Source organism: Maribacter algae, from assembly GCF_047345745.1.
Lineage (GTDB): Bacteria > Bacteroidota > Bacteroidia > Flavobacteriales > Flavobacteriaceae > Maribacter.
Genome location: NZ_JBLFES010000001.1, coordinates 1,224,330 through 1,247,507, shown reverse-complemented (window position 1 = coordinate 1,247,507; position 23,178 = coordinate 1,224,330). Strand labels below are relative to the sequence as shown.

Here is a 23,178-nt window from a genome sequence, read left to right as displayed (position 1 = left end):
ATGCCGATTTATGCTTGACTATTAAACTCCCTTACTCCATTTCAATAATGAGCTGCCCTTTTTCAACGGCGTCATCTTTTTTTACATTGATTGATTTTACAATGCCATCAGCTTGGGCAAGAATAATATTTTCCATTTTCATAGCGGAAAGTACTAGAAGTGGTGTTCCTTCTGGAATCTCCTGTCCCTCCTTCACCAAAACATTTAAAATAAGGCCTGGCATAGGTGCCTTCACCTCATTTTCTTTTTTTGCATTGTTGATCAATAGGCCCATTTCCTTGACCATTTGATCATAAGCATCTGAAATGGCTACATCATATCTATTGCCGTTGACTTCTATCAGCAAGGTTTTGGTATTAAAATCAGCTTTATGTACCGTTACGTCGTAAGCCTTATTGTCCTGTAGTATGTGGTAATGAGTATTGTTTATGTGGAGTACATCCAATCCGGCGGCATCTTCTTTTGATAAATACACTTCTTCATCACCGGAGCTAACAAGGAATTTTGTCATATTTTCAATTAGGGTTATTTTGATTTGTTAAAATGATTGGCTCAATATCAAATTGCAACGTCTAAAAAATTTTCTGCTATCATGCCGTTAAGGTAAAAACAATTGTTCATAATCATACTTTTGATTTCTATTTTCCGGATAGAATTAATAAAGTTTTCCAATCTTTATAGTAGCTGAGCATTCCAAATTTGTATGAAGTATTTTAGGGATTGGTTCCAGCATTTTAACTATTCTTATTTTTTCCAATCCCCGATTCCATAGGGGTCCGAATGTGCTGCGGAAACATGTTCATGGCGTATCTTCCAATCTCCATCAATCTTTTTCATGACAAAAGAAGAACGAAATGTATTCTTGATTTCTTTTCCGTTTACAGTGATGTACAAATCAGTCACACCACCTATCCATCCCATGTCACCCACGATTTCCTCAAAAGGACCTTCCGTCCAAACAATTTTATCAAGGGAAATAGGGGATTGCACAAAGTCTTTCCATCCGTTGGAAATCATTTTAATCCCTTTGGTCGCTAAACGCGGACCTTCAAGAATTACGTAAGTGTCCTCATCTTGACAATAGCCGTTATTGATTTCATTGATGTCACGCTCGGATATTGCATTCCAGAACTTACGTATTCTCTTTTGTAGTTCCATTACATTTCATTGATATCGTTCGCAATCTCCTCCAAAGATTTATCAGGATTCTCCAGTTCTTCTTGTTCTTGTTGAACAATACGTAAGACACGGCCAATGTATTCCGCATGCCATGTTTGGCGCTGTTCTTCCTGTTCCTTGGTTTCGGGAACAAAAGTTTCTATGTCCTCACGGGTCACGACGCCCTTTTTCTCCAGCAAACGCTCTATACTATCCATACGTTCGCGCATTACGGCCAATTCACCGGCTACCGCCATAGTGATATTCAGAACACGCTCTACCGCAGGATCATCATGAAAATAAGGGCGTTTTCCCTTGGGCTTGTTAGAGGCCAGTTTAATGTAATCTAGTTTTTCTTCCATTGTTTAGAGCCTGTTTAAATTTTTATCAATTATTTTGTTATGTCCCTTTTTGCGCCCTTCTGCGTTAAAATTTTGAATCGTAGCTTAGGCTATGCTTAAAAATTTTGCCTAAAAGGTCACAAAAATGACCTATACCAATTCTAATCATAAAAACTCAAACAGGCTCTAGTTTTTTATCGCCCCAAATACATTCCAGATCGGGGAACGGCCATGGTCCTCGGGTTCATTAGCTTTCTCCGAACCATCATCCAAATCGTTCTCGGCCTTCGCCCCAATTCGCATAAAATCTTCGGCTCTAAACCCTGAAGCTTTCATTAAATCCAAGGGTTCTATATCGTGCATTTTTGACCAGTACGGTTCGTTATTGTACAATGCATCCCAATCACGAATGAATTTTTCAAAAAGGCTCATATCATCCGTGTATTGAGGCTGCTCAATATGTAATGTGAGTCCGCCCGGTTTTAACACTCGGTATACTTCATCCATAATTTTATAGATGGATTTACCTCCGGTTTCATGAAAGAACATCGTGGATTGTACCCAGTCAAAAGATTCATCTTCAAAGGTTGTTTTGGCAGCATCCATTTGCATAAACTTGACGTTTGTGACACCTAAATCCATGGCCCGAGCGTGCGCATAGCGCAACATGGGTGCTCCGGTATCGATACCGATGACCTCAGCATCCGGAAATGCCTTAGCGATTGGCAAGACATTATGCCCCATACCGCAACCGATATCCAAAATTCGTTTTGGATTGAAATCGGGATAGGTTTTCTTTACCCAGCTGACAATAGCTTTTCCACCTCCATCACTGTAGCGTCCTAAAAGGCCAGCCGTGGTTACAAAAAGACCGGTGTCATAATTTGCCGCGGGCGTAACGTCATCCTCGATAAGCTCCGTATGATAACTCCCTGGCATAATATGGTTATCGCATGCCAATAAATAAGCAGGCACCTCAACACTCTCATCCAAAACCAAGGAATCTCTGCCCTTATTGAGTGCCTTTACTTTATCCCTTAATGCTTCGGCCTGACGCAAAACAATTGAGCGACCGGCTTGCTGTCGCATTTCCATAGTGCTTCTTCGCAAAGAGGACCACATTTGGTAATGCGAATCTTTACTAATGGCTTCTTTTAATTCCTCAGTGGATGCAATTTTTCTGCCATGCTCCTTTTCAAATTTAGGTTCCACCCGATTTTCAAAAGCTACTTTATTGCCTGTAGATACGTGCGCCAAATGCTTGTTCAAATTCGCCAAAAAATTGTATCTGGCCCGCTCATCATGGTTCATCTCCGGAAAAACAGCGTGTTGGGCTATTTTATTATAAACAGGAGGTAAGTTTCGTACGCTCATATGTTTTCTTTTTAACTAATATATCCTAAAATTCTATCTTCGGCTATTGCCTTCCTATCCCTTTTTGAAGGGTCTCCATATCCGCCGCCGCCCGGCAACGTTAGTATCAACTCTTCACCCGGATGTAATTTATCCAGTCCTTTTGGTGGAAATTCGCGGTGTGGAATAATTTCCATTGACCCCATTTCACCGTCTTGCCCCATCAATATTCCTTTGGCGTGTGTTTGGGTTTTTTCGGTCAAGAGCGATATATTCAAAGAGTTTTCACCCACGTTCTTAAAACTAAAACGCTGTCCAAGACCACCTCTAAATTGTCCTTTTCCGCCTGAATTGGGAATCAGGGATTTTTCGGTAACTAAAACGGCCACATCGGTTTCCAACACCTCTATAGGCACATTGGCTACGTTGGTCGGGAAACTGAGCACGTGTTCGCCATCCATATTAGGCCGTGCACCATATCCACCGTTCAAAAAGAAATACTCCACAAACTCTTTACCCTTGTGTTCCCCGTTCAAGACAATACACCAACAGGCACTGCCACAGTCCGCCTGTACTTGTTCCGGCACCGCTTTGGCCAAAGCTCCGAATACCACGGAATGCAACATATTCCCTGTAATATTTCTTGCCCCAAGGGGAGAGGGCTTCTGCGCGTTTACCAAGCAGCCCTTGGGCGCCGTTACCTTTATGGGGTAAAATGAACCGTCATTATTGGGAACATCCGGACTAAAGGTACATTTAATAGGATAGGCCGTGTAGGCATAGGTGTAATTTAATACCGCGTTAATGCTCAACGGATGTGCGCCTGAAGTTCCGGTATAATCCGCATGAATTTCATCGCCTTTAATATTTATAGTAATCTCAAAATGGCAACCGTTTCCTTTACCATCGCCATCGGTATCGTATTCGTAAGTATAGCTTCCGTCCGGAGCTGCCAACAATGCTTCGCGCATCGCTTTTTCCGAGGCGTTGATAACGGCATCTGCCAAATCCTGAAGGTCCGTTAAATCATTTTCCTCCATTAATTTCATCAAAGACTTAATACCTTGATCGTTCGCCGCGATCTGCGCGCGAATATCCCCGATGGTCTGGTCCGCAGCGCGGACATTTACCTCTAGAATAGTAAAGAGTGTCTGATTAGGTTTCCCTTTGGAAATCAATTTGGTGGGCGGCACCATCAATCCTTCTTCGTACAAATCCCTAGAACCGGCTCCCCAGAGTACACCGCCCATATCCGGCGAATGTGCAATGGTACCTATAAAACCGATGAGATTTTTTTCATAAAATATAGGGGATACGATACCGATATCCGGTTTATGGCCTGCGCAAAGCCAAGGATCATTTGTCATTACTACATCTCCTTCTTCCCAACTGTCCTCGGGAAAATAATCCTTCAACAACGCTTTGGTCAACATGGGCAATACCCCTAAAAATGAAGGTACGGAAACGCTGGACTGTGCTATGGAGCGTCCTTTTTTATCCATCAAAACCACGGCGAAATCATTGCTCTCGCGCGTTACCGTTGAGAAAGAAGTACGTTGCAGAGTTGTACCTGCCTCATCTACGATACTTATCAGCCTTGACCACAATATACTCAGGGCAATAGGGTCAAATTTTGTTTGTGTTACTTGCATATTGATGTGTATGCTTCAAATTAGTTAACTAAGTTAACTAATTTTGATTAATATATGAATTGATTTATCACAAAACTTAGTGATCGTAATATCGATTTTTCCTATGTTTCTGATATAAAGTTCTAAGTGAGTGTTTTTCCCAACCACCGACCGAAACCGAGCGCAGGTGTTATGGCCATTCCGCTACAGAATGAACTTCCGCTCGTAGCGCCAAGTCCCAAAAACTCGCCGGCTCCATAAAGCCCTTTCATAGGTTTGCCCTCGGCATCCAATATTTGTAAATTTTTATCAACCTTGATTCCGCCAAAAGTGACCAGTACCGAAGCATGCACCTTTAAAGCATAAAACGGTGCTTCGGATATAGGGTCTTCCAAGTATTCACGACCAAATTCCATATCCGTTTTAGTTTCTACCATACGGTTATAATCAGCTATGGTCTGTTTAAGATTCCCAACGGGCAAACCTGTTTTTTGAGCCAATTCCTCAATAGAATCGGCAGCTTTAAAAGAGCGTCCTTTTTTGGCTTCTTCCCGAATCTCCTCTACCGCCCAACCAATAATCAAAGGGTTATGATTTCCATTTTGGTCTTTGGCCACAAGTGCTTTCTCGTCAAAAATTACCCAAAAACACCAGTCGGGTTGTTTCATTGTAGCCAATTCCCGGGTTTCGGCATCTACTTCGTCTTCCCTAATAAACCGTTTCCCATGCGCATTCACATAAATATCGCGAGGTTGGCGGTATACGGAAGTCAATACCATGGCCCAGGCTTTGTTAAAATCAACACGACCACTGCCCTCCTCTTCTTCCATACCGCCAAGACTGGGCAAGTGATGCTCGCCAAACCTGAACTGTGCCCCTTGCGCTTCGATAATCATATGGCCGTCTGCGGTAGCCGTTGGATAACAGCTGCTCACCAAAGGAATATCCCCATGCTTTTCTTGAAAATAAGCGGGATTGCTACCATAGCCTCCAGTGGTAATGACGATGTGTTTCCCGGTATATTTTTTTTCTCCTTCTGGAGTCTTACATATTACCGTATCGTATCTATCATCAATTTTAGAAAGACCGATAAACGAATGATTAAAGTGGATCTGAATAGTACCGGTCGTTATGTATTTTTCCCATTCGGGAAGTAAAACCTTATATATGCTCATGGCTTTTTCGGGTCCGTAAATGGTCCTTGGCGTTTCATAAGCTACATGACCGTAGATGATTCTAGGGCAATCCTTTGCCCATTCCATCCCCAATCTGTCTAACCAATCAATAGTCTTGGGTGCTTCATACACCGCTTTTTCAATTAAATCAAAATCTCCCGACTTTCCGTTGATGCGAAAGATATCCTCTAAATGTTTTTCGGGGGAATCTTCAATATTCTTCTCTTTCTGAATACGCACGCCACCCGCGCTCATGTGGCCCCCTGACCAATGTAAGGCTCCGCCCACATAATCTACCTTCTCTACCACGCCTACTTTTAAGCCGCGCTCTGCGGCACCAATGGCACATGCCATTCCAGCTGTTCCCGCACCGACTATAAGAATATCGTATTGCATCTAGTATTTTAACTCTATGAGAATGTTCTTATCCTTATCAACCTGAACAGTACTGTTAATTCCTACCACAGTGGTACTTTCCGTTTCTTCAATAATGGCAGGGCCGTCAAATTCTTCATCAGGTTTAAGCGCGTATCTATCATATACGGGGCAATCCAAATAACCTGTTTCTTCAAAATATACTTTTCTGGTTCCTTTGTATGCTTCGGCATCCGAAGCGATAGTGGAAAACTGTTTTACCTTCATTTCCGGGGTAGGCCCTTGTACGATGACACGCCAAGTCACCATTTCCATAGCCATACCTTTTATGGAACGGTTATAACGAAACTCATATTCCTTGACAAAACGCTTTTCAATCTCTTTGATATGACCTGCATCTAATTTTCCTTCGGGAAGTTCAATAGTAATTTCATGTCCTTGACCTGCATAGCGCATTTCTACCACGCGCTCTACTTTTGCATCTTTTTTATCAATACCGGATTGCGCCAAGAAATGATAACCGTCCTGCTCCATATCTTCCAAGAAGGCATTCACTTCTCCCCAGTCCAAACTGTCCAGTTCCCCAATGAAGGAATGTATTTTTTCGCTGGCCACGGGCGAGACCAAAAAGCCCAAGGCAGAAGTAACTCCCGCACCTACGGGAATAATCAAGCGTTTTGCGTTCAACAACTTTGCGACACCAAAAGAATGTACCGGGCCGGCACCACCGAAACCTATCATATTAAAATGACGCGGATCCATCCCTTTTTCCAGTACGTGCACACGAGCGGCATTGGCCATATTTTCATTTACGATCTTATGTACGCCCATAGCTGCTTCTTCAACAGAGATGCCCATGGGTTTTGCCAGTTTATTTTCGATAGCCTTTCGAGCGGCTTCAACACTCAATTTCATTTCGCCTCCAAGAAAGTAATCCGCATTCAAATACCCCAATACCAAATCGGCATCGGTTACGGTAGGGTCTTCTCCTCCTAAATTGTAGCAAGCAGGTCCCGGCGTAGACGATGCACTGTCCGGACCAACCGTTAGCAACCCAATAGTATTGACACGGGCAATGCTGCCACCACCGGCCCCAATTTCAATTAAATCGATTACCGGGATACGTACAGGAAGCCCGCTTCCTTTTTTGAACCGTTTTACACGGCCCGCCTCAAAATGATTGGTAATCTCCGGTTTGCCTTCATAAATAACGCAGGCTTTTGCCGTGGTACCCCCCATATCAAAACACAAAAGGTTTTCCTCCTGCAAATGCTTCCCGTAGAAAACACCCGCCATGGCACCACCCGCAGGACCCGATTCCAACAAATGAATAGGGGATTTTCGCGCCCCATCGATCGTTGTTAATTTTCCACTGGAAATCATGATATTTATATTTCCATCGAAACCGGATTCCCGCAACTGCGTTTCAAAATCCTTTAAATATTTATCCGTTATGGGTTGAACGTAGGCATTCATCGCAGTGGCCGAACTTCTCTCGTATTCACGTATTTCCGGCATTATTTCCGAAGAAAGACTATAATAGATGTCGGGAACATTCTTGGATAGAAAGTCTCCCAAAGCTTTTTCGTGCGCAGTGTTGGCAAACGAGTTCAATAAACATACGCCAACGGCTTCTATACCATTATCTTTCAATGTTTTTGCCAGACTTCCGAGCGCATCTTCATCCAAGGGCGTTAAAATAGTACCATGGGTATCCACACGTTCAGCGACACCTATTCTTTGGTTTCTTGGTACCAAAGGTTTGGGCATCGTCAAGAAAATATCGTAAATATCGTAACGCATTTCACGGCCTATCTCCAAAACATCTTCAAATCCTTTGGTGGTAATAAATGCCGTTTTAGCCCCTTTTCGTTCTATGACCGCATTGGTCACCAAAGTAGTACCGTGCACGATACCTTCCATATTCTTGACCGGAAAATTATATTTATCCTCAATTTCCTTTATTCCGTTGAAAATACCCACTGTGGGGTCCGGATATGTGGTCAGGGTCTTCGCAAAATACAGTTGGTTGCTATCATCGTCAAATAGCACAAAATCCGTAAATGTCCCACCTATGTCTATTCCTAGTTTCATATTTAAAGTTCAAGTGTCAAATACAAATTCAAAATTCTGTTATTTTGAATTTGATTTTTGTATTTGTATTTGAGTTTAATGCTTAATGGTATTCTTCCCCTCCAGAAACGTTCATTGCTTCCCCGGTAATGTAATCCGCTTGGTCAGAGGCCAAAAAAGCCACTGCTTTTGCGATATCGGTGACCAAACCCGTTCTTTTCAGAGGATTTTTATCTACGATACTTTGTAGATAATCATCATATTCCAAGCCTAGTTTATCACTGAAAAACTTGTTTTGCCAATGGCCTAAACCCGTAGTGATATGGTTGGGGCAAACAGCGTTTACACGTATTTTATGTTGGCCTAGTTCTACCGCATTGGATCGCGTAAGGCCTATCATACCATGTTTGGATGCCGTATAAGCGGCCGCATAGGGGAAACCTGATTTAGCTGCTTGACTGGCGATATTTATAATTGCGCCTCCTTTGCCTTGATCCATCATTGCAATCGCTGCATGCTTGGAACATAAAAAAGCACCTTTCAGGTTTACATCCAAAACTGCATCCCAACTCTCCTCTTTAAATTCCGTGAAAGGTTCCATAATATACCCTACACCAGCGTTGTTTACCATGATATCCACACTGCCAAAAGCCTCCCTGGTAGTCTTTATCAAACTGGCCACTTGATTTTCAAAACGGATATCGCAAGCAACGGCCATGGCATTTACACCCTTTACTTTTGCTTTTTTAACGATAGTTTCCATATCGTCCGTAGTGCCAATATGTTCTTTGCTGAAATTCTCTCCTTGTGCCTCTCCAATGTCCGTAATCACAACATTGCAACCATTCTCCGCCAATTTTAAAACAATGGCTTCACCAATACCATCTATTCGGCCCGAACCCGTGACAATTGCTGTTTTACCCTTTAAATTGTACATGTCAAGAATATTTATGCTATTTGTTCCGAGATGACAAACATGGGATTATCCGCAAATTCCTGAAATTCCGCCGCTACTTTCTTCATAGCTTCAGAACCAACTTCTTCACCTAACTTTCCCATATCGTTAATTTCCAAAACCTCACAATATTGGTATGGAGATGGATTTTCCGTACCCATGATGTTTCCCATTTTAAAGACTTTAAAACTGTCTACGGATTCCATTGCCGAAGCCGTAGGGACATCGGTAGTTTTTGCCCATTTTTCATAGGCTTCACGAGCCGATTCATCCTTTAAATTAAAAAGCACTACCAAAGCAGCCATAGTTTATTTGTTTATGAGTTCTTTTCTTCCTTTCAGGAAAGCGTTCCCTGAGGTCTTTAGTAATCCCTGAACGGAATTCATCACCAATGATGCTCCCTTTTCCACTAACCCGGAAGCTTGTTCCGCCGTTCCTGCAACCGTCCCGAACCATTTGTCCGAAGCCTTGATTGTACTAAAAATATCATCCAGCACTTTTTTTACCTCATCATGCCCCGGCCCGTCATAATAGCCCATGGACATGGCCAGATCCCTTGGTCCGATAATAAAACCATCTACCCCATCTATTTTGCACATTTCCGATAGATTGCGAACACATTCCATGGATTCTATCTGTGGCAGCACCAAGGTTTGTTCGTTGGAAAAAGACACATATTTTTCTTGGCCCATAGGTCCCTGCATATAATCCGCCGCACGTACCGGTCCCAAACCTCTTTTACCCATAGGCGGGTATTTTATAGCCGCTACCAGTCTTTTTACATCGTCCACATTATCAATACTTGGCATCATTACGCCCATAACACCAGCATCCATATATTGTAGAATGAGTTTTGCGTCCACACTTCTTATTCTTGCCAAAGGGGTTGTATCCCTAAGTTCACATGCACGTACCATATTGGTCACATCCGAAGCCGTAATGGCCCCATGCTCCGCGTCCAGCATATAAAAATCCATGCCCATCAATCCAATATATTCGCAAATAATAGGATCGGTAGTCGGTGAAATTACTCCAAAACCGGCGCCACCTTCTCCTATAATCTTCTTTAGTTTATTCTGCTTCATCCTATCGATTATTCTATGGGTTCCCCTTTTGCTATTTTTTCACGCACATAATTCATCAATCCACCTGCTTCGCCTACTTCGGCAACAAAAGGTGCTGCGGGAACCGATTTAAACTCCGTTCCTTTAGTCAGATTCTTAATAATGCCCGTATCCGGGTCATACTCCAGTTCATCGCCAGTTTCGCAGCCTTTATCAATATCCGTACTGGTCACGAACGGCATACCGTAATTAATGGCGTTCCTAAATTGGAGCCGTGCAAAACTTGTCGCAAAAACCACTTTTATGCCTGCGCCCATAAGTCCGGTAATCACGTGCTCAATGGATTTTCCTCCTCCGGCAAAGTTGTGTCCTGCCACAATAAACGTATATCCCTTATCCTTAAAACCATTTTCCTTATTGAACTCCTCTTTTACCCCTGCCATGACCCATTTACTATTTTCGGCAGGGTCTATGGGAGATGTCCAATATTCCTGAATGATAATATCATAGGCCATCACGTAATCATCAGCAACCCAACATTTTCCTTTTATCATTTCGTACTTGTTTTAACTTATTAATTCTTTGTAAACTCTATTCGCGGACTCCGCGGCTGCTTCCATACCCCGATTTTCATGAGCTGTATGCTCTCCTGCGAAATGGACATTGCCTGCTGGCCTGATCATATCCAAAAACCACTCCGCTTGTCCTGGAGCAAATTCAACATAAGCCCCTTTATTGTATTCGTATTTTCCCCAATTCTGCGTTCCCAGATATTCCAATTTTCCAACGGATGCAGGTCGTATTTCATTCATTTTTTTTATGGTATACTCCGCTATTTCAGTCTCTGACATCGCATCAAAAAAAGCGGTTCCTTTTCCATTGACCCAACATGCTATTTGTTTTTCGGTAGGCGATGAACCTACGTTCATAACACGTTCAATGGAGGTGTCCGTCCACATATCCAAAGGAATACCATCTTCTTCCCAATAGTTTTCGGTGTGTGCCAAATGTATCTGGGTAATGTTCGTGTACACTAAGTTTTGTATGGCCTTGGCCTGATTTGCATTTAGGCCCATATTCATTTTCACATCACGTAATGTAGTAAACGGCAAAGTAGAAATCACTTTTTTTGCGCTATAGGACGAACCATCTTTACAGGTTACCTTTACGGCATTTTCTCCATCATCGATTTGGGTTACCATTTTATGGGTCAGTACGGGTTTCTTCAGAGTTTTGACTATTTTATTGATAAAAGCGATTGTCCCTCCCTTAAAATTCAGGGCTCTTTTTGAACCATTGTATTTTCCGAAAGCCCTACTGTGATGTGCGTTTATTGCCGAAGTTTTATAAACGTCATTATAATTTAGACTGATGTCCGCCACCGCAACCTCCTCTTCTGACAAGCCATTTTTCATAAGAAATTGTGCATAAGGCTCGTCCCATTTTGGACTTTGATACCATGCATCCAAACTGGGCAGGTAATCCGATTTGCCCAAGGCCATAAATTGATGCATATAGGGCTTTACCTTATCCTCAGGCCATGGATGTTGCAATTCCCCGTTCATGTAAATAGCAGTTGGTGAATTCATAAAGTCCGTAATGTCTATCATCTCCACACCGGTCTCCTTTATCAAAGGAAGTAGATTGTGGTATTTATCCCCAATACCTCTTCCGCCAACATCACGATTAATATCCGTCCTAGTGAACATTCTACCACCTAGCCGATTACTTCCTTCCAAAAGCATATAATCCTTGCCAGCTTTCTCCAATAAGTTTGCCAAGAAAAGCCCCGAAATTCCACCGCCCAGAATCAAATATTCCGTATCTGGAGCGGATTTGGCACATGAAATGGGCAACAAGCCCAAAGCAGCACCCGCCATCGCCGAATTTCGTATAAAGATTCTTCTTTTCACAACTTATATATCAAAAGTTCTTGGATCTGTTACTTCTCCCCTAATTGCCGAAGCGGCAACCACCGAAGGAGAGGTTAAATAAATTTCGGCTTTTTTACTGCCCATACGTCCTGTCATATTTCGGTTACCGGCACTCAACACAATATCACCATCCCCGGCAACACCGGTATGAATGCCTGCACAGGCCGCGCAACTAGGAGTATCAACCGCTACACCCGCTTTGACCAAGGTTTCTAAATGGCCGGCTTTTAGTGCATCCAAATACACGGTCTGACTCGCAGGAACCAAAATCATATTCACGTCACGGTGTACCTGTTTGTCCTTCATAATTTCGGCCATGATGGCAATATCTTCCAAACGCCCATTGGTACAAGTACCCACAAAAGCCTTGTTGAATTTTTTACCGATCAGCTGATCTACGGTAACCGTATCGTCCAATTTTCCAGGCAAAGCCACCGTGGGCGCCAAGTCAGAAATATCAATATCGTAAACCTGGTCATAGTGCGCATCTTCGTCACTCGTTATAAAATCCCACTTGTCCGTAGTTCTGTTCCGTAAGTATCTTTCCGTGATTTTATCCGGGGCCACTATTCCGTTTTTAGCACCTAAATCAACGGTCATATTACATAATGTCATCCTGCCCGGCATGCTCAAACTTTCAATCGCGGGGCCGGTAAATTCCAAGGCCTTGTATAGCAAATGACCGTTCCAGTGCATCATCCCCATGATGTGCAGGCTTAAATCCTTGGCCATTACCCAAGGCTGCCACGTACCGGTGATATTAAATTTTACCGATTCGGGAATTCGAAACCAGGCCTTCCCGGTAGCCATGGCCACAGCCGCATCTGTAACCCCGATAGCGTTTCCCATGGCCCCTACGGCTCCATAGGTATTGGCATGGGAATCTGTCCCTATACTTATGGTACCCGGCAGCACATGACCCTGCTCTACCATAATCTGGTGAGCGATGCCCTGTCTGCCCAAATCATAAAAATTGGTGATGTCATGTGCTTTGACAACTTCACGCCATTCATTCAACATATTCGCAAATTTCTGATTTGGGGGCGGCACCAAGTGATCCGAAACACAAATTACACGGTCTTTATCAAAAACTTCCGTTTTACCCAAAGACCTGAATTTATCAAAACAAGTTTTTCCTAAATAATCCATCGTCATCACGGTATGAATATCTGTCCATACCAACTCTCCTGGCACTACCTTCTCACGACCGCTGTTACGCGCCATTATTTTTTCTGTAATGGTCATTCCCATAATTTTTAATTATTTAGTCCAATAACTTCTTCGGTCTAAGATATTTATTTTATTTTAGTTAACAATATTAATTATTAATAAAGTTAATCATTTGGATTTCAAAAAGCGATTGTTCCCTGAAAACAAGTATGTTATCTTAAAAATAGGTAGCGTCCATTTTATTCTTAATTTAATCAACCACTTATAAAACCTGATGTTCGGCCATGTTGGTTCATTGAGTTCATCAACCTAAAAAACTATTATATTGAAAAAGCGAAGTTTTAAAGAATTCAAGTTCGGTTGGCCTGTAATACTATCGTCCACCTTTGGGATAGGCCTTGGCATGTCTCCGTTACCTTTCTATACGATTGGTGTTTTTGCCATTCCGTTGACCAAAAATTTTGGATGGGATATGGGTACCGTTATGGGGGGGATAACTGTTTTCACCATCGTAGCATTGTTTGCAAGCCCTTTGGTAGGATATGTTGCCGATAAAATTGGCGCGCGCAAAACCGCACTTTGGTCGCTTTTTCTGTTCGGTCTTAGTTTTATCGCATTCAATTTCAACACAGGTTCTACGGTGCTTTATTACAGTTTATGGGGTATTTTGGCCATTGCGGGCGCAGGTACCCTGCCCATGACCTGGACTAGGGCCATCAATAATTGGTTCAATGAAAACAGGGGATTGGCATTGGGGCTTTCGCTGCTGGGCACCGGACTTTTTGGTGCACTGGCCAAGCTATATGCTTTTTCGCTTATCAATACTGTTGGATGGAAATTGGCCTATCTTGGTGTTGGCCTACTCCCATTATTGATCGCATTGCCCCTAGCCTATTTCTTTTTTAGGGATACCGATGACCCAAAAGTTGCCGATAAAGTAGCAAAAATGCGTAAAACGGTGACCAACCCGACCAAAACCAACAAAGCGGGTATGACCGTATCCCAAGCGTTAAAAGACTGGCGATTTTGGATACTCGCTTTTTGTTTTATCCTGATATCCTTTGCTGTAGGCGGGCCTATTCCCAATCTGGAGCGGATGCTCAGCAGTAAAGGTTTTGAGGTGTCCGATGCCGTTGTACTGGCCAGCATCATTGGTTATGCCGTATTGGTGGGCAGATTGGTAGGCGGTTATCTTTTGGACCGTTTCTGGGCACCGGCCGTCGCTTTTTTCCTGCTTAGCATCCCGGCGCTCTCCTGTTATCTTTTGCAAAGTGCGGATTTAACTTATGCCAATGCCCTGATTGCAGTCATTATTTTAGGTTTTGGCGCCGGTGTGGAATATGATTTAATGGCTTATTTAGTATCGCGTTATTTTGGTATGAAAAACTATGCCGCCATTTATGGCTTTTTGTATGGTTTCTTTGCTATGGGAGCCGGATTCGGTCCAGTAATCTTTGGAAAATTCTTTGCGAACACCGGTAGTTATGACACTATTTTGGGATACGCCATGATCGCATTTATAGTAGGTTCCGTACCGCTACTATTATTGGGCAAATACCGTGAATTTCATGCAGAACCCTTGGAATCTGAAAAAGTATAGCCTATGAACATTTGTATTGTTCACGCCCATGAGAATAAAGAATCATTTTGTTCATCATTGGCAATAACCGCCAAAACCTATTTTGAAAAAGAGGGACACCAAGTAAGTATGTCCGATTTATATGCCGATAAATTTAATCCCGTAGGCGGTAAACATGATTTTATTAAGCTATCCGATGCGGATTACTACAAATACGCCAGTGAGCAACTACATGCCCATGAAACGGATAGCTTTGTTCCTGAATTGAAAAAAGAAATGCAACTTTTGCTCGAAGCGGACGTACTTATCTTTAACTTTCCGCTATGGTGGTTTGATGTGCCCGCTATTCTAAAAGGATGGATAGACCGCGTGCTTGCCTACGGATTCGCCTATGGTGGTGCGTACGGTTTTTTTGACAAGGGTAGGTTTAAAGGAAAGAAAGCGTTTTTATGTGTGACAACAGGAAGCCCTGCCGAATTTTATACTCCAAAAGGTGTACACGGAAGAACTTTATCCGATATCCTAAAAAACATTCACCAAGGGGTATTGGGTTTGGTAGGGTTTGAAGTATTACCGGACTTTGCCGCATATGGTGTCTCTAGGATCGGCGACCCGGAAAGAAAGAAAATTTTATTGGATTATAACACTTATTTAGAAAAGCACTTTGCATAAAAAAGACCTCTTGCAAGGTCTTTTTTATGTTATGGTAGCTGCTATTAATTATCCGACCTTGACTCCTGGCCGTTAGTCCTGTTCTTTGGTAAATCTTCCCAGAATTGAGGGTCAATACCATCCTGTCCGCAAACTTTACGCTCCTCGATCATAGTGACTCCATTGAATTTATCGCCCTCGGACCATTTCCAGACCCGAATACGGTGGTCGTCGTTCCCAATTAAATCAATCTGTTCAAAAAGTTTTAACCCGGGTCTGTGCTTATATTCCCAAATCAGAATAACGCTCTCCCCGCTTTCCCATGCTTTCCCGGATAATCTTGGATTTTCAAAAATCAAATTTCCATCGTCATCAAACGGACATACCCCAAAATCCAAACATTCCTTAAAACCATCGTCCCACATGTATTCATTTACTTGATGGTATTTCCTCCCTGGCAACATAGCGCAAGTTAATCTACTGTTCCATTCGTCAATCAATTTGCCATTGGCATCAATTCTTCTATACTTGCCCTCCCAAATTCCGGCATGTTTTGGAAATAATTTTAATTCTTTCATGGTATTTGGTATTAATTGATATGTTTTAAATATAGTTAATTATGTTAATCATTAACAATATTAACTATTAAATTTTTTCAAAAACATGACATTTATCATTATATGCTAAAAATAAAAATTACAAATTCCAAAGAAACCAATCTTCCAAAAGTGTTTTTACATACTTTAAAAATCTAGCAGCATCGGCACCATTAATGATCCGGTGGTCAAAACCTATGGTCAGGGGCATGCGTAAACGAGGTTCAAAATTTCCATCTCTCCAAACTGCCTCCGTCTGGCTTGCCGCAACACCCAAAATAGCCGTTTGCGGGTGATTCACTAAAGGAAAAATAGCCGAAGTCCCGATACCCCCCAAATTAGAAATCGTAAAGGTTCCCCCTTGCAGTTCTTCGGGTTTAATTTTTTTCTCTTTGACACTTTGCGAGAGCGATACCAAATCCTGGGAAATCTCCAGAATGCCTTTTTGGTCGGCATCCCTAATTATCGGCACCATTAAACCCCGGTCAGAATCTACCGCTACGCCTATGTGAATATAGTCTTTGTAAATAATTTCATTAGCATCTGTATCCAAACTGGTATTGAAAACAGGAAACTCTTCAAGGGCTTTGGCCAGCACTTTTACTAAAATACTGGTAATAGTGAGTGCACCACCTTTTGCCTTTATTTGATGTTTATGTTCCTGTCTTTTAGCCTCTAAGTCCGTAATATCTACTTTTTCCTGCAACCAAGCATGGGGAACCTGACTCCAGGTAATTGTCATGTTTTTGCTCGTAGCCTGTGCTATACTGGACATATGCTCCTTATGGATGCTCCCCCATTTGCTAAAGTCCGGTAGATCAAACTCAACCGAAGGTGTACCGTTTTTGGTCCTATTCGTATTCAAAGCCTTACTGTATTCCTTCACATCATTCACCGAAATCCTACTTCTGCCATTAGACAAAGTAACCATCGTAATATCAATACCTATCTCCCTGGCCATTTTCCGCGCCAAGGGGGAAGCCCTGAATTTTCCTTTTTTATTTGTGCTGTTCGTAGGTGTTGCTTCAGTGGTATTTGCTTGGTTTTTAACCGGAATGGGGTCTTCTGTTCTTATCGCTTTTGGCGGAACAACCTCCAATTTTTCATCCTCTCCCTGTTGCGTACTTTCAGCACTTTTCAGTTTTATGATGGGTGTGCCTTCCCCAATTTCTTCGCCAATGGCCACTAAAACTTCTTCTATGGTACCCGAGACATCGGACGGTACTTCAACCACTACCTTGTCCGTTTCTACTTCCATCAAAGTCTGCTCTGCAACAACAGTATCGCCCGACTTTACTTGTATGGAGATGACCATACCTTTCTCGATTCCCTCACCCAACGAGGGTAATTTCAAGGTGTTGGAAACTAGAGGCTTTTGGGCGACTTTCGGTAATGTTTTATTTTCTACTTTTGAATCTTTTATGAGCGTCCTGACCGCTGCTTCCTCTTCAGCAGAAATGGCAACGGGTTTTTGTTCTTTTTCCGCAGTTTCATCGGATGAGAGTTTTAGTATTGGGGTGCCTTCTGCAATTTCATCACCCGTATTCACAAGAATTTCAGTAACGGTGCCAGCAGCATCAGCAGGTACCTCAACCACCACTTTATCCGTTTCCACTTCCATCAAGGTTTGCTCCGTTGCGATGGTATCGCCAACTTTCACGGAAATGGATATGATGGTTCCTTTTTCTATGCCTTCGCCCAATGACGGTAATTTAAGCTCGGTCATGTTTTCTTCTCTTTTAGCATTACACTTCTGCCGGGTTCATTTTCATCAGGTCAATGTTTTGGGCCTTGATAAAGTCCTTTACCTCTTTCACCGATACAGAACCGTCTTCATGCAATAATTGCAAGGCACCCAACACAATGTATTTGGCGCTTATCTCAAAATAGTTTCGTAAATCGGACCTTCCTTCGCTTAACCCATAGCCATCGGTTCCTAAAACATGATAGCGTTCCGGCATCCATTTGGAGATGCCCATACCCAACTGTTTCACATAATCCGATGCGGAAACGAATACCCCGGTTTCCTTTTCCAACAGGGTCTCCAGGTAATTTTTTGGTTTTTTTGCGGCCGTGGAGAGTAGTTTCTCTCGTTCTACCGCTAACGCGTCCCGTTGTAATTCGGTATAACTTGTCACGCTCCAGATATCCGTGGAAATACCCATATCCTCCAGCATCTTTTTGGCTTCGATAACCTGCATCATAATAGAACCGCTCCCCATTAAATGCACCTTTCTGTCTTTGGTAATTTTTTTGCTGGATTTCTGATAGCGATACATTCCTTTAATTATACCATTGGTAACTTCCTCCGGCATAAGGGGCATGGCATAATTTTCATTGGTTACCGTGATGTAGTAAAAAATCTTCTCCTGAAGTTCATACATACGATAGATACCGTCTTTTATGATGACCGCCAGTTCATAGGCAAAAGTAGGATCGTAACTTTTCATATTGGGAACGATGCTAGACAGTACGTGAGAGTGCCCATCTTGATGCTGTACGCCCTCGCCGTTCAGGGTTGTTCTACCGGAAGTACCTCCGATCAAAAACCCTTTCACCATCATGTCGCCGCAGGCCCAGATCATATCACCGACTCGCTGAAAACCAAAAATGGAGTAGAAAATATAGAACGGAATCATGGGCAGGCCGTGTAACGAGTAAGCCGAACCTGCTGCCATAAATGACGCTAGAGCTCCCGCTTCACAAATACCTTCCTGGAGAATTTGCCCGTCCGTACTCTCTCGATAATATGAAATACTTCCCGTATCTACAGGTTGATACAACTGCCCTTTGGGTTGGTATATTCCTGCATGACGGAAAAGGCCGTCCATTCCAAACGTTCTTGCTTCATCTGGGATAATCGGAACTATGTAGTCCTTTACACCATCATGCCTCAGCAGTTTGGAAATGATACGTACCAAAACCATGGTAGTGGATACCTCACGGTCATCCGTACCCGCATAAAACTCATCAAAGAGTGAATCATCAGGCGTTTGAATGGGTTTGCTTTCGTCTTTACGTTCGGGAATATAACCGCCCAGTTGCTCCCGTCTTTGGCGCATGTACTGCATTTCTGGGCTATTGTCCGCAGGTTTATAGAATTTTGCCTGTTTCGCCTCTTCTTCGCTCAATGGAATCCCAAATCGTTTTGCGGCTTCAATTCGTTCCTCGGCATTCATATTCTTTTTCTGGTGCGTGGTATTTTTTCCTTCACCGGAACTGCCCATACCATAGCCTTTTAGCGTTTTCATCAAGATAACACTCGGTTTACCATTGGGCCTTGCCGCTTTCTCGAATGCGGCAAAAATCTTTTTGTAATCATGGCCTCCCCTACGAATGGTCCGTATTTCCTCATCGGAAAGGGATTGCATCAGTTTTTCCAGCTCTGGATTATCCTTCACCCAGTGTTCACGGACCTTATCCCCTGGAAGCACGGAATACAATTGATAATCACCGTCCAGTGCCTTGTTCATACGGTCCACTAAAATCCCCTTATCGTCACGTGCCAGTAGCGCATCCCACTCACTGCCCCAAATAACCTTGGTCACGTTCCATCCGGCGCCCAAAAAGCTACGCTCCAATTCTTGGATAATTTTTCCATTACCGCGGACGGGACCATCCAGGCGCTGTAGATTACAGTTCACGACCAAAACAAAATTGTCCAGTTGTTCCCTAGAGGCAATGTTCAACGTTCCCAATGTCTCTGGTTCATCCATTTCACCATCGCCTACAAAGGCCCAAATCAACCCTCCTTTTTTAGGTTTTAACCCTCTGTTTTCCAAATATTTTTGAAATCTGGCCTGATAGATGGAGCTTACACCTATCAATCCCATGGAGGCCGATGGAATCTCCCAAAAATCGGGCATTCTCCGCGGATGCGGATACGAAGGTAAACCGCCTTCGGGCTGTAACTCCCGCCTAAAATTTTTAAGCTGTTTTTCTGATATTCTTCCCTCTAAAAACGCACGCGCATAGACTCCTGGTGCGGCATGTGGTTGAAAGGAAACCAAATCGCCCCCGTATTCCTCCGATTGTTTTCTAAAAATATGGTTTTGCCCTACCTCGTACATGCTCGCCGCAGAAGCGTAGGTCGCAATATGTCCGCCTACCCCTTCTCCGCTATCATAGCCTTGTAAAACCATGGCCATGGCGTTCCAACGATTAATGTTTTCGATTTTTTTCTCCATTACCGTATCGCCCGGATAAGGTGGCTGGTCTTTGGCATTGATGGTATTTATATAGGGAGAGTTGAGCGCTTCTCCCGCAAGTCTTACTCCTTTTCGCTGTGCGAACGAACGCAGTTCGTGTATTAATTGGGTGGTTTTGGCATCGCCTTGATCGTTAATAAATTCTTCTAACGAGGCAATCCATTCGGTTAATTCCAATTGCCAATCTGAATCGGTCTTTTGAGCTGTATCATTCATAACAATCAAACTATCTTTACTATAGTTGAAGAAAATTCCATTTAGGAAAGAAATCAAATATAAATAAAATAGTTAACAATATTAATTATTAATTATATTAACTATATTTAGGATGTGAAATTTTAACGAATGTTTGTACCGATTAAAAAATACTTCTTAAGCGCGATTATGTTGACAGCTACGCTCCTTGTTAGTTGTTCAACGGACGAGCCGCTCAGTGGAACGATTATTAAAAATGTTACCGTAATCGATGCGCAAAATGGTAGCAGAAAAGCGCAAACTGTTCAAATTAAAGGGAATATCATTTCCAAGGTTTTTAGCGCGCAAGAAGCTGTTGTCATTAGCAAAGAAGCCCAAATTATTGACGGAACTGGTAAATTTCTGATTCCCGGTCTGTGGGACACCCACGTACATTTGACCTATAATAGGGACCTGGCCCCCGCTATGTTCGACCTATTTTTGGTCCACGGTATTACCAGTATCCGTGATACCGGTGGAGAATTGCACTTAACGGTCCCGTTGAAAAAAGCGGCGGACAAAGACCCGAAAAATACGCCTAGAGTAAAAATTACCGGTCCCTTGCTCGATGGGCAACCCACCGTGTATACCGGTAATGGCAGTTTTCCAAAACTTGGTGTTACCGTGGCCAATTATAAAACAGCAAAAAATCAAGTTTCAAGGCTCCACGAAGCCGGTGTAGATGTACTAAAACTCTACGAAATGCTCTCGCCAGACGTTTTTATGCATATTATGAAAATGGCAGATAGCCTTCAAATACCCGTTACAGGGCATGTGCCCTTAAGTTTGGATGCTCTTGATGTTGCCGAGGCCGGCATCCGAAGCATGGAACATTTAAGGAATTTGGAATTGGCCTTCAGCAAAAACTGGGATAGTCTTCTACAGGTCCGTAGGGCGCTATTGCAAGAGGGGAGGAATGAATCCGGTTTTAAACTGAGGACCCAAATACACGATGCCCAGCGCAATTATGCCCTTAATAACGAAGATGCGGAAAGAAAGGCATTGGTGCTTAAAAAACTGGCCGATAACCATGTTTGGCAAGTACCCACCCTCACCATTATGACGGTCGCTTCTTCCCGGTTTTTTGGTTCGGAGGAATGGAGAACTTCTTTTGAGCTACTGCCAGATTCCGTTTTCACGGGTTGGAATGTACGTTTATCGCGCTATCTGAAATCTCCAAAAAGCGAAGCCTTTGATACGTATGCCAAATGGATGTTCAAAATGATCATGACTTTAAAGGCTGCCGATGTGAAAATGATGGCAGGGACCGATGCGCCTATCTTTTTTTTGACCCCGGGCCATAGCCTTCATAAAGAACTGGAACTCTTGGTACAGGGAGGGCTTACACCGTTGGAAGCCCTGGATGCCGCTACCCTACAGCCTGCAAAATATTTTAAGATGGAAAATGAACTAGGGCGCATTGAAGAAGGTATGATGGCAGATTTGGTTTTGTTGAATGCCAACCCCTTAAAAAATATCAAAAATACCAAAGAGATCGAAGCCGTAATACGAGACGGAAAGCTTCATGATAAAAATGATTTGAACCGTTTACGTCAAAAGCTCAAAACAGCTAATTAGAATCCTATGCTCACGACCGCCATCAAAGAAATAGAAAAAGGATATGTTCAAGGCCCGTTTGGAAAATTGCATTATTGGACCATTGGTTCCGGGGAAGCGTTTTTTCTAATCCATCAATCTTCCTCCTCTTCGGAAGAGTATGCGGGGCTCGTTCCTTATTTAAAAGATCGTTATCAATTAATTTCTTTTGACTGGCCGGGCCACGGTAATTCCGATGATCCAGCCTTTGAATTGGGCGTAGAAGAATATACCAAAGCCGCAATAACCGTTCTAGATCATTTAAAAATTGAAAAGTGCCACATTTTAGGACATCATGGAGGTGCATTATTAGCGATGAATATTGCACACCTACAAGCCCATCGTGTTTCAAAAATTATATTTTCCGGAACAAGTGGACCCAAGACCAAACAAGAGTCCGAAGCCTTTAAAAAGAATCTTCCCATAAAAAGGCACCATGAGCTAGAAAAAGATGGTTCCAGTTTACTGTCCACTTGGAAACGTTTTGTTCAATACCTACCCAATAGCGGGACCATGGATGTGCTTATCCCTTTTTTGAACACTATGTGGTCCAAACTAAGACCTTATGATGCCCATTACGGGGTTTTAGGATGGAATCGAAATCCGGCTTTGCAAAGCTTAAAATGTCCTGTACTTCTTATTCAAGGCGAAAATGACACCTTTGTAAGTCGGCAGGAAAAACTATTGGAGCTTATTCCGAATAGTGAACGGGTAACAATCCCCAAAGGTGGCGCATTCCTATTTTATGAGCTACCTGAAAAATGCACAGAGGTCATTCGCGATTTTCTACAGTAATTCAGTCTGAAGTAAGACCATTGTAACTGATAAAATATTTTGCCTCACCCGGAACTATTAAGTTTAAAATGTATACGAGTTTCGGGTCATAAAAATCATAAACTACTAGCGGACAGCTTTTTTATTTAAAATCCTGCGAAGAAAGCGTGTGAAAAACGTGAATTAACGGAACTGTTAAAAAGAACGACAAATGGAACTGGAAACTAAATAGTCAGTTTCTTAAATATGTCGTTTCCTAAAACGGCGGCTTAATATGAAACTTTTCCACAGCCAATCACACCAAAGTTAGA

At 42.7% G+C, this 23,178-nt stretch carries 20 protein-coding genes; 4 read left to right on the top strand and 16 right to left on the bottom strand.

Annotated elements, in window-relative coordinates:
* Nucleotides 1-31: 31 nt before the first annotated feature.
* The 13 genes from ACKWBX_RS05530 to ACKWBX_RS05470 all read right to left on the bottom strand — a co-directional run bounded on the left by ACKWBX_RS05530 (nucleotide 32) and on the right by ACKWBX_RS05470 (nucleotide 13,304).
* Entirely contained in the window at nucleotides 32-511 is a 480-nt protein-coding gene (locus ACKWBX_RS05530; RefSeq protein ID WP_413967653.1) for a biotin/lipoyl-containing protein, read from the bottom strand.
* A 233-nt stretch (nucleotides 512-744) separates the two neighbouring features.
* Nucleotides 745-1,158: a nuclear transport factor 2 family protein gene (locus ACKWBX_RS05525; RefSeq protein WP_413967652.1), complete on the bottom strand. Its 414-nt coding sequence runs from the start codon at nucleotides 1,156-1,158 to the stop codon at nucleotides 745-747.
* Complete coding sequence (locus tag ACKWBX_RS05520; RefSeq protein ID WP_413967651.1) at nucleotides 1,158-1,520, bottom strand: hypothetical protein; 363 nt, start codon at nucleotides 1,518-1,520, stop codon at nucleotides 1,158-1,160. Before ACKWBX_RS05520 ends, ACKWBX_RS05525 begins: the two co-directional genes overlap by 1 nt.
* 165 nt (nucleotides 1,521-1,685) lie before the next feature.
* The gene (locus tag ACKWBX_RS05515; RefSeq protein WP_413967650.1) at nucleotides 1,686-2,873 is read right to left on the bottom strand and encodes a methyltransferase domain-containing protein; all 1,188 of its coding nucleotides are present in this window, start codon (nucleotides 2,871-2,873) and stop codon (nucleotides 1,686-1,688) included.
* Nucleotides 2,874-2,884: 11 nt separating this feature from the next.
* The gene (locus tag ACKWBX_RS05510) at nucleotides 2,885-4,504 is read right to left on the bottom strand and encodes a hydantoinase B/oxoprolinase family protein (protein WP_413967649.1); all 1,620 of its coding nucleotides are present in this window, start codon (nucleotides 4,502-4,504) and stop codon (nucleotides 2,885-2,887) included.
* A gap of 122 nt (nucleotides 4,505-4,626) precedes the next feature.
* Nucleotides 4,627-6,054, bottom strand: a complete 1,428-nt coding sequence (locus ACKWBX_RS05505; RefSeq protein ID WP_413967648.1) for an FAD-dependent oxidoreductase — start codon at nucleotides 6,052-6,054, stop codon at nucleotides 4,627-4,629.
* Complete coding sequence (locus ACKWBX_RS05500; RefSeq protein WP_413967647.1) at nucleotides 6,055-8,127, bottom strand: hydantoinase/oxoprolinase family protein; 2,073 nt, start codon at nucleotides 8,125-8,127, stop codon at nucleotides 6,055-6,057.
* Between the two features lie 82 nt (nucleotides 8,128-8,209).
* On the bottom strand, nucleotides 8,210-9,043 hold the full coding sequence (locus ACKWBX_RS05495; protein WP_413967646.1) for an SDR family NAD(P)-dependent oxidoreductase: 834 nt from the start codon (nucleotides 9,041-9,043) through the stop codon (nucleotides 8,210-8,212).
* Nucleotides 9,044-9,054: 11 nt separating this feature from the next.
* Nucleotides 9,055-9,366, bottom strand: coding sequence for a hypothetical protein (locus tag ACKWBX_RS05490; protein WP_413967645.1), 312 nt, complete (start codon nucleotides 9,364-9,366; stop codon nucleotides 9,055-9,057).
* 3 nt (nucleotides 9,367-9,369) lie between these two features.
* Complete coding sequence (locus ACKWBX_RS05485) at nucleotides 9,370-10,146, bottom strand: HpcH/HpaI aldolase family protein (protein ID WP_413967644.1); 777 nt, start codon at nucleotides 10,144-10,146, stop codon at nucleotides 9,370-9,372.
* Between the two features lie 8 nt (nucleotides 10,147-10,154).
* Nucleotides 10,155-10,679 (bottom strand): 3-isopropylmalate dehydratase small subunit, encoded by a 525-nt coding sequence (locus ACKWBX_RS05480; protein WP_413967643.1) that lies wholly within the window; start codon nucleotides 10,677-10,679, stop codon nucleotides 10,155-10,157.
* A 12-nt stretch (nucleotides 10,680-10,691) separates the two neighbouring features.
* The gene (locus ACKWBX_RS05475; protein ID WP_413967642.1) at nucleotides 10,692-12,038 is read right to left on the bottom strand and encodes a flavin monoamine oxidase family protein; all 1,347 of its coding nucleotides are present in this window, start codon (nucleotides 12,036-12,038) and stop codon (nucleotides 10,692-10,694) included.
* A 3-nt stretch (nucleotides 12,039-12,041) separates the two neighbouring features.
* Nucleotides 12,042-13,304 (bottom strand): 3-isopropylmalate dehydratase large subunit, encoded by a 1,263-nt coding sequence (locus tag ACKWBX_RS05470; protein ID WP_413967641.1) that lies wholly within the window; start codon nucleotides 13,302-13,304, stop codon nucleotides 12,042-12,044.
* 250 nt (nucleotides 13,305-13,554) lie between these two features.
* Here ACKWBX_RS05470 and ACKWBX_RS05465 point away from each other — a divergent pair, with 250 nt between their 5' ends.
* A complete protein-coding gene (locus ACKWBX_RS05465; protein ID WP_413967640.1) occupies nucleotides 13,555-14,829 on the top strand; it encodes an MFS transporter in 1,275 nt (424 codons plus the stop codon).
* 3 nt (nucleotides 14,830-14,832) lie between these two features.
* Complete coding sequence (locus ACKWBX_RS05460; protein WP_413967639.1) at nucleotides 14,833-15,480, top strand: NAD(P)H-dependent oxidoreductase; 648 nt, start codon at nucleotides 14,833-14,835, stop codon at nucleotides 15,478-15,480.
* A gap of 44 nt (nucleotides 15,481-15,524) precedes the next feature.
* Here ACKWBX_RS05460 and ACKWBX_RS05455 read toward each other — a convergent pair whose 3' ends face one another.
* The 3 genes from ACKWBX_RS05455 to aceE form a co-directional block, all read right to left on the bottom strand.
* Nucleotides 15,525-16,037, bottom strand: a complete 513-nt coding sequence (locus ACKWBX_RS05455; RefSeq protein WP_413967638.1) for a DUF3598 family protein — start codon at nucleotides 16,035-16,037, stop codon at nucleotides 15,525-15,527.
* A 118-nt stretch (nucleotides 16,038-16,155) separates the two neighbouring features.
* Nucleotides 16,156-17,781 (bottom strand): 2-oxo acid dehydrogenase subunit E2, encoded by a 1,626-nt coding sequence (locus ACKWBX_RS05450; RefSeq protein WP_413967637.1) that lies wholly within the window; start codon nucleotides 17,779-17,781, stop codon nucleotides 16,156-16,158.
* 19 nt (nucleotides 17,782-17,800) lie between these two features.
* Complete coding sequence (aceE, locus tag ACKWBX_RS05445) at nucleotides 17,801-20,479, bottom strand: pyruvate dehydrogenase (acetyl-transferring), homodimeric type (RefSeq protein ID WP_413967636.1); 2,679 nt, start codon at nucleotides 20,477-20,479, stop codon at nucleotides 17,801-17,803.
* A gap of 129 nt (nucleotides 20,480-20,608) precedes the next feature.
* Here aceE and ACKWBX_RS05440 point away from each other — a divergent pair, with 129 nt between their 5' ends.
* Together ACKWBX_RS05440 and ACKWBX_RS05435 are read left to right on the top strand one after the other, a co-directional pair.
* Nucleotides 20,609-22,075, top strand: coding sequence for an amidohydrolase family protein (locus ACKWBX_RS05440; protein ID WP_413967635.1), 1,467 nt, complete (start codon nucleotides 20,609-20,611; stop codon nucleotides 22,073-22,075).
* A 6-nt stretch (nucleotides 22,076-22,081) separates the two neighbouring features.
* Nucleotides 22,082-22,888, top strand: a complete 807-nt coding sequence (locus tag ACKWBX_RS05435; RefSeq protein ID WP_413967634.1) for an alpha/beta fold hydrolase — start codon at nucleotides 22,082-22,084, stop codon at nucleotides 22,886-22,888.
* Nucleotides 22,889-23,178 lie beyond the last annotated feature (290 nt).

What these genes read in the sequence shown, in the direction of transcription:
- ACKWBX_RS05440 (WP_413967635.1), top strand. Translation starts at nt 20,609, where the DNA reads ATGTTTGTACCGATTAAAAAATACTTCTTAAGCGCGATTATGTTGACA.
- ACKWBX_RS05520 (WP_413967651.1), bottom strand. Translation starts at nt 1,520, where the DNA reads ATGGAAGAAAAACTAGATTACATTAAACTGGCCTCTAACAAGCCCAAG.
- ACKWBX_RS05480 (WP_413967643.1), bottom strand. Translation starts at nt 10,679, where the DNA reads ATGATAAAAGGAAAATGTTGGGTTGCTGATGATTACGTGATGGCCTAT.
- ACKWBX_RS05525 (WP_413967652.1), bottom strand. Translation starts at nt 1,158, where the DNA reads ATGGAACTACAAAAGAGAATACGTAAGTTCTGGAATGCAATATCCGAG.
- ACKWBX_RS05490 (WP_413967645.1), bottom strand. Translation starts at nt 9,366, where the DNA reads ATGGCTGCTTTGGTAGTGCTTTTTAATTTAAAGGATGAATCGGCTCGT.
- ACKWBX_RS05515 (WP_413967650.1), bottom strand. Translation starts at nt 2,873, where the DNA reads ATGAGCGTACGAAACTTACCTCCTGTTTATAATAAAATAGCCCAACAC.
- ACKWBX_RS05510 (WP_413967649.1), bottom strand. Translation starts at nt 4,504, where the DNA reads ATGCAAGTAACACAAACAAAATTTGACCCTATTGCCCTGAGTATATTG.
- ACKWBX_RS05460 (WP_413967639.1), top strand. Translation starts at nt 14,833, where the DNA reads ATGAACATTTGTATTGTTCACGCCCATGAGAATAAAGAATCATTTTGT.
- ACKWBX_RS05500 (WP_413967647.1), bottom strand. Translation starts at nt 8,127, where the DNA reads ATGAAACTAGGAATAGACATAGGTGGGACATTTACGGATTTTGTGCTA.
- ACKWBX_RS05495 (WP_413967646.1), bottom strand. Translation starts at nt 9,043, where the DNA reads ATGTACAATTTAAAGGGTAAAACAGCAATTGTCACGGGTTCGGGCCGA.
- ACKWBX_RS05450 (WP_413967637.1), bottom strand. Translation starts at nt 17,781, where the DNA reads ATGACCGAGCTTAAATTACCGTCATTGGGCGAAGGCATAGAAAAAGGA.
- ACKWBX_RS05530 (WP_413967653.1), bottom strand. Translation starts at nt 511, where the DNA reads ATGACAAAATTCCTTGTTAGCTCCGGTGATGAAGAAGTGTATTTATCA.
- ACKWBX_RS05505 (WP_413967648.1), bottom strand. Translation starts at nt 6,054, where the DNA reads ATGCAATACGATATTCTTATAGTCGGTGCGGGAACAGCTGGAATGGCA.
- ACKWBX_RS05435 (WP_413967634.1), top strand. Translation starts at nt 22,082, where the DNA reads ATGCTCACGACCGCCATCAAAGAAATAGAAAAAGGATATGTTCAAGGC.
- ACKWBX_RS05470 (WP_413967641.1), bottom strand. Translation starts at nt 13,304, where the DNA reads ATGACCATTACAGAAAAAATAATGGCGCGTAACAGCGGTCGTGAGAAG.
- aceE (WP_413967636.1), bottom strand. Translation starts at nt 20,479, where the DNA reads ATGAATGATACAGCTCAAAAGACCGATTCAGATTGGCAATTGGAATTA.
- ACKWBX_RS05485 (WP_413967644.1), bottom strand. Translation starts at nt 10,146, where the DNA reads ATGAAGCAGAATAAACTAAAGAAGATTATAGGAGAAGGTGGCGCCGGT.
- ACKWBX_RS05455 (WP_413967638.1), bottom strand. Translation starts at nt 16,037, where the DNA reads ATGAAAGAATTAAAATTATTTCCAAAACATGCCGGAATTTGGGAGGGC.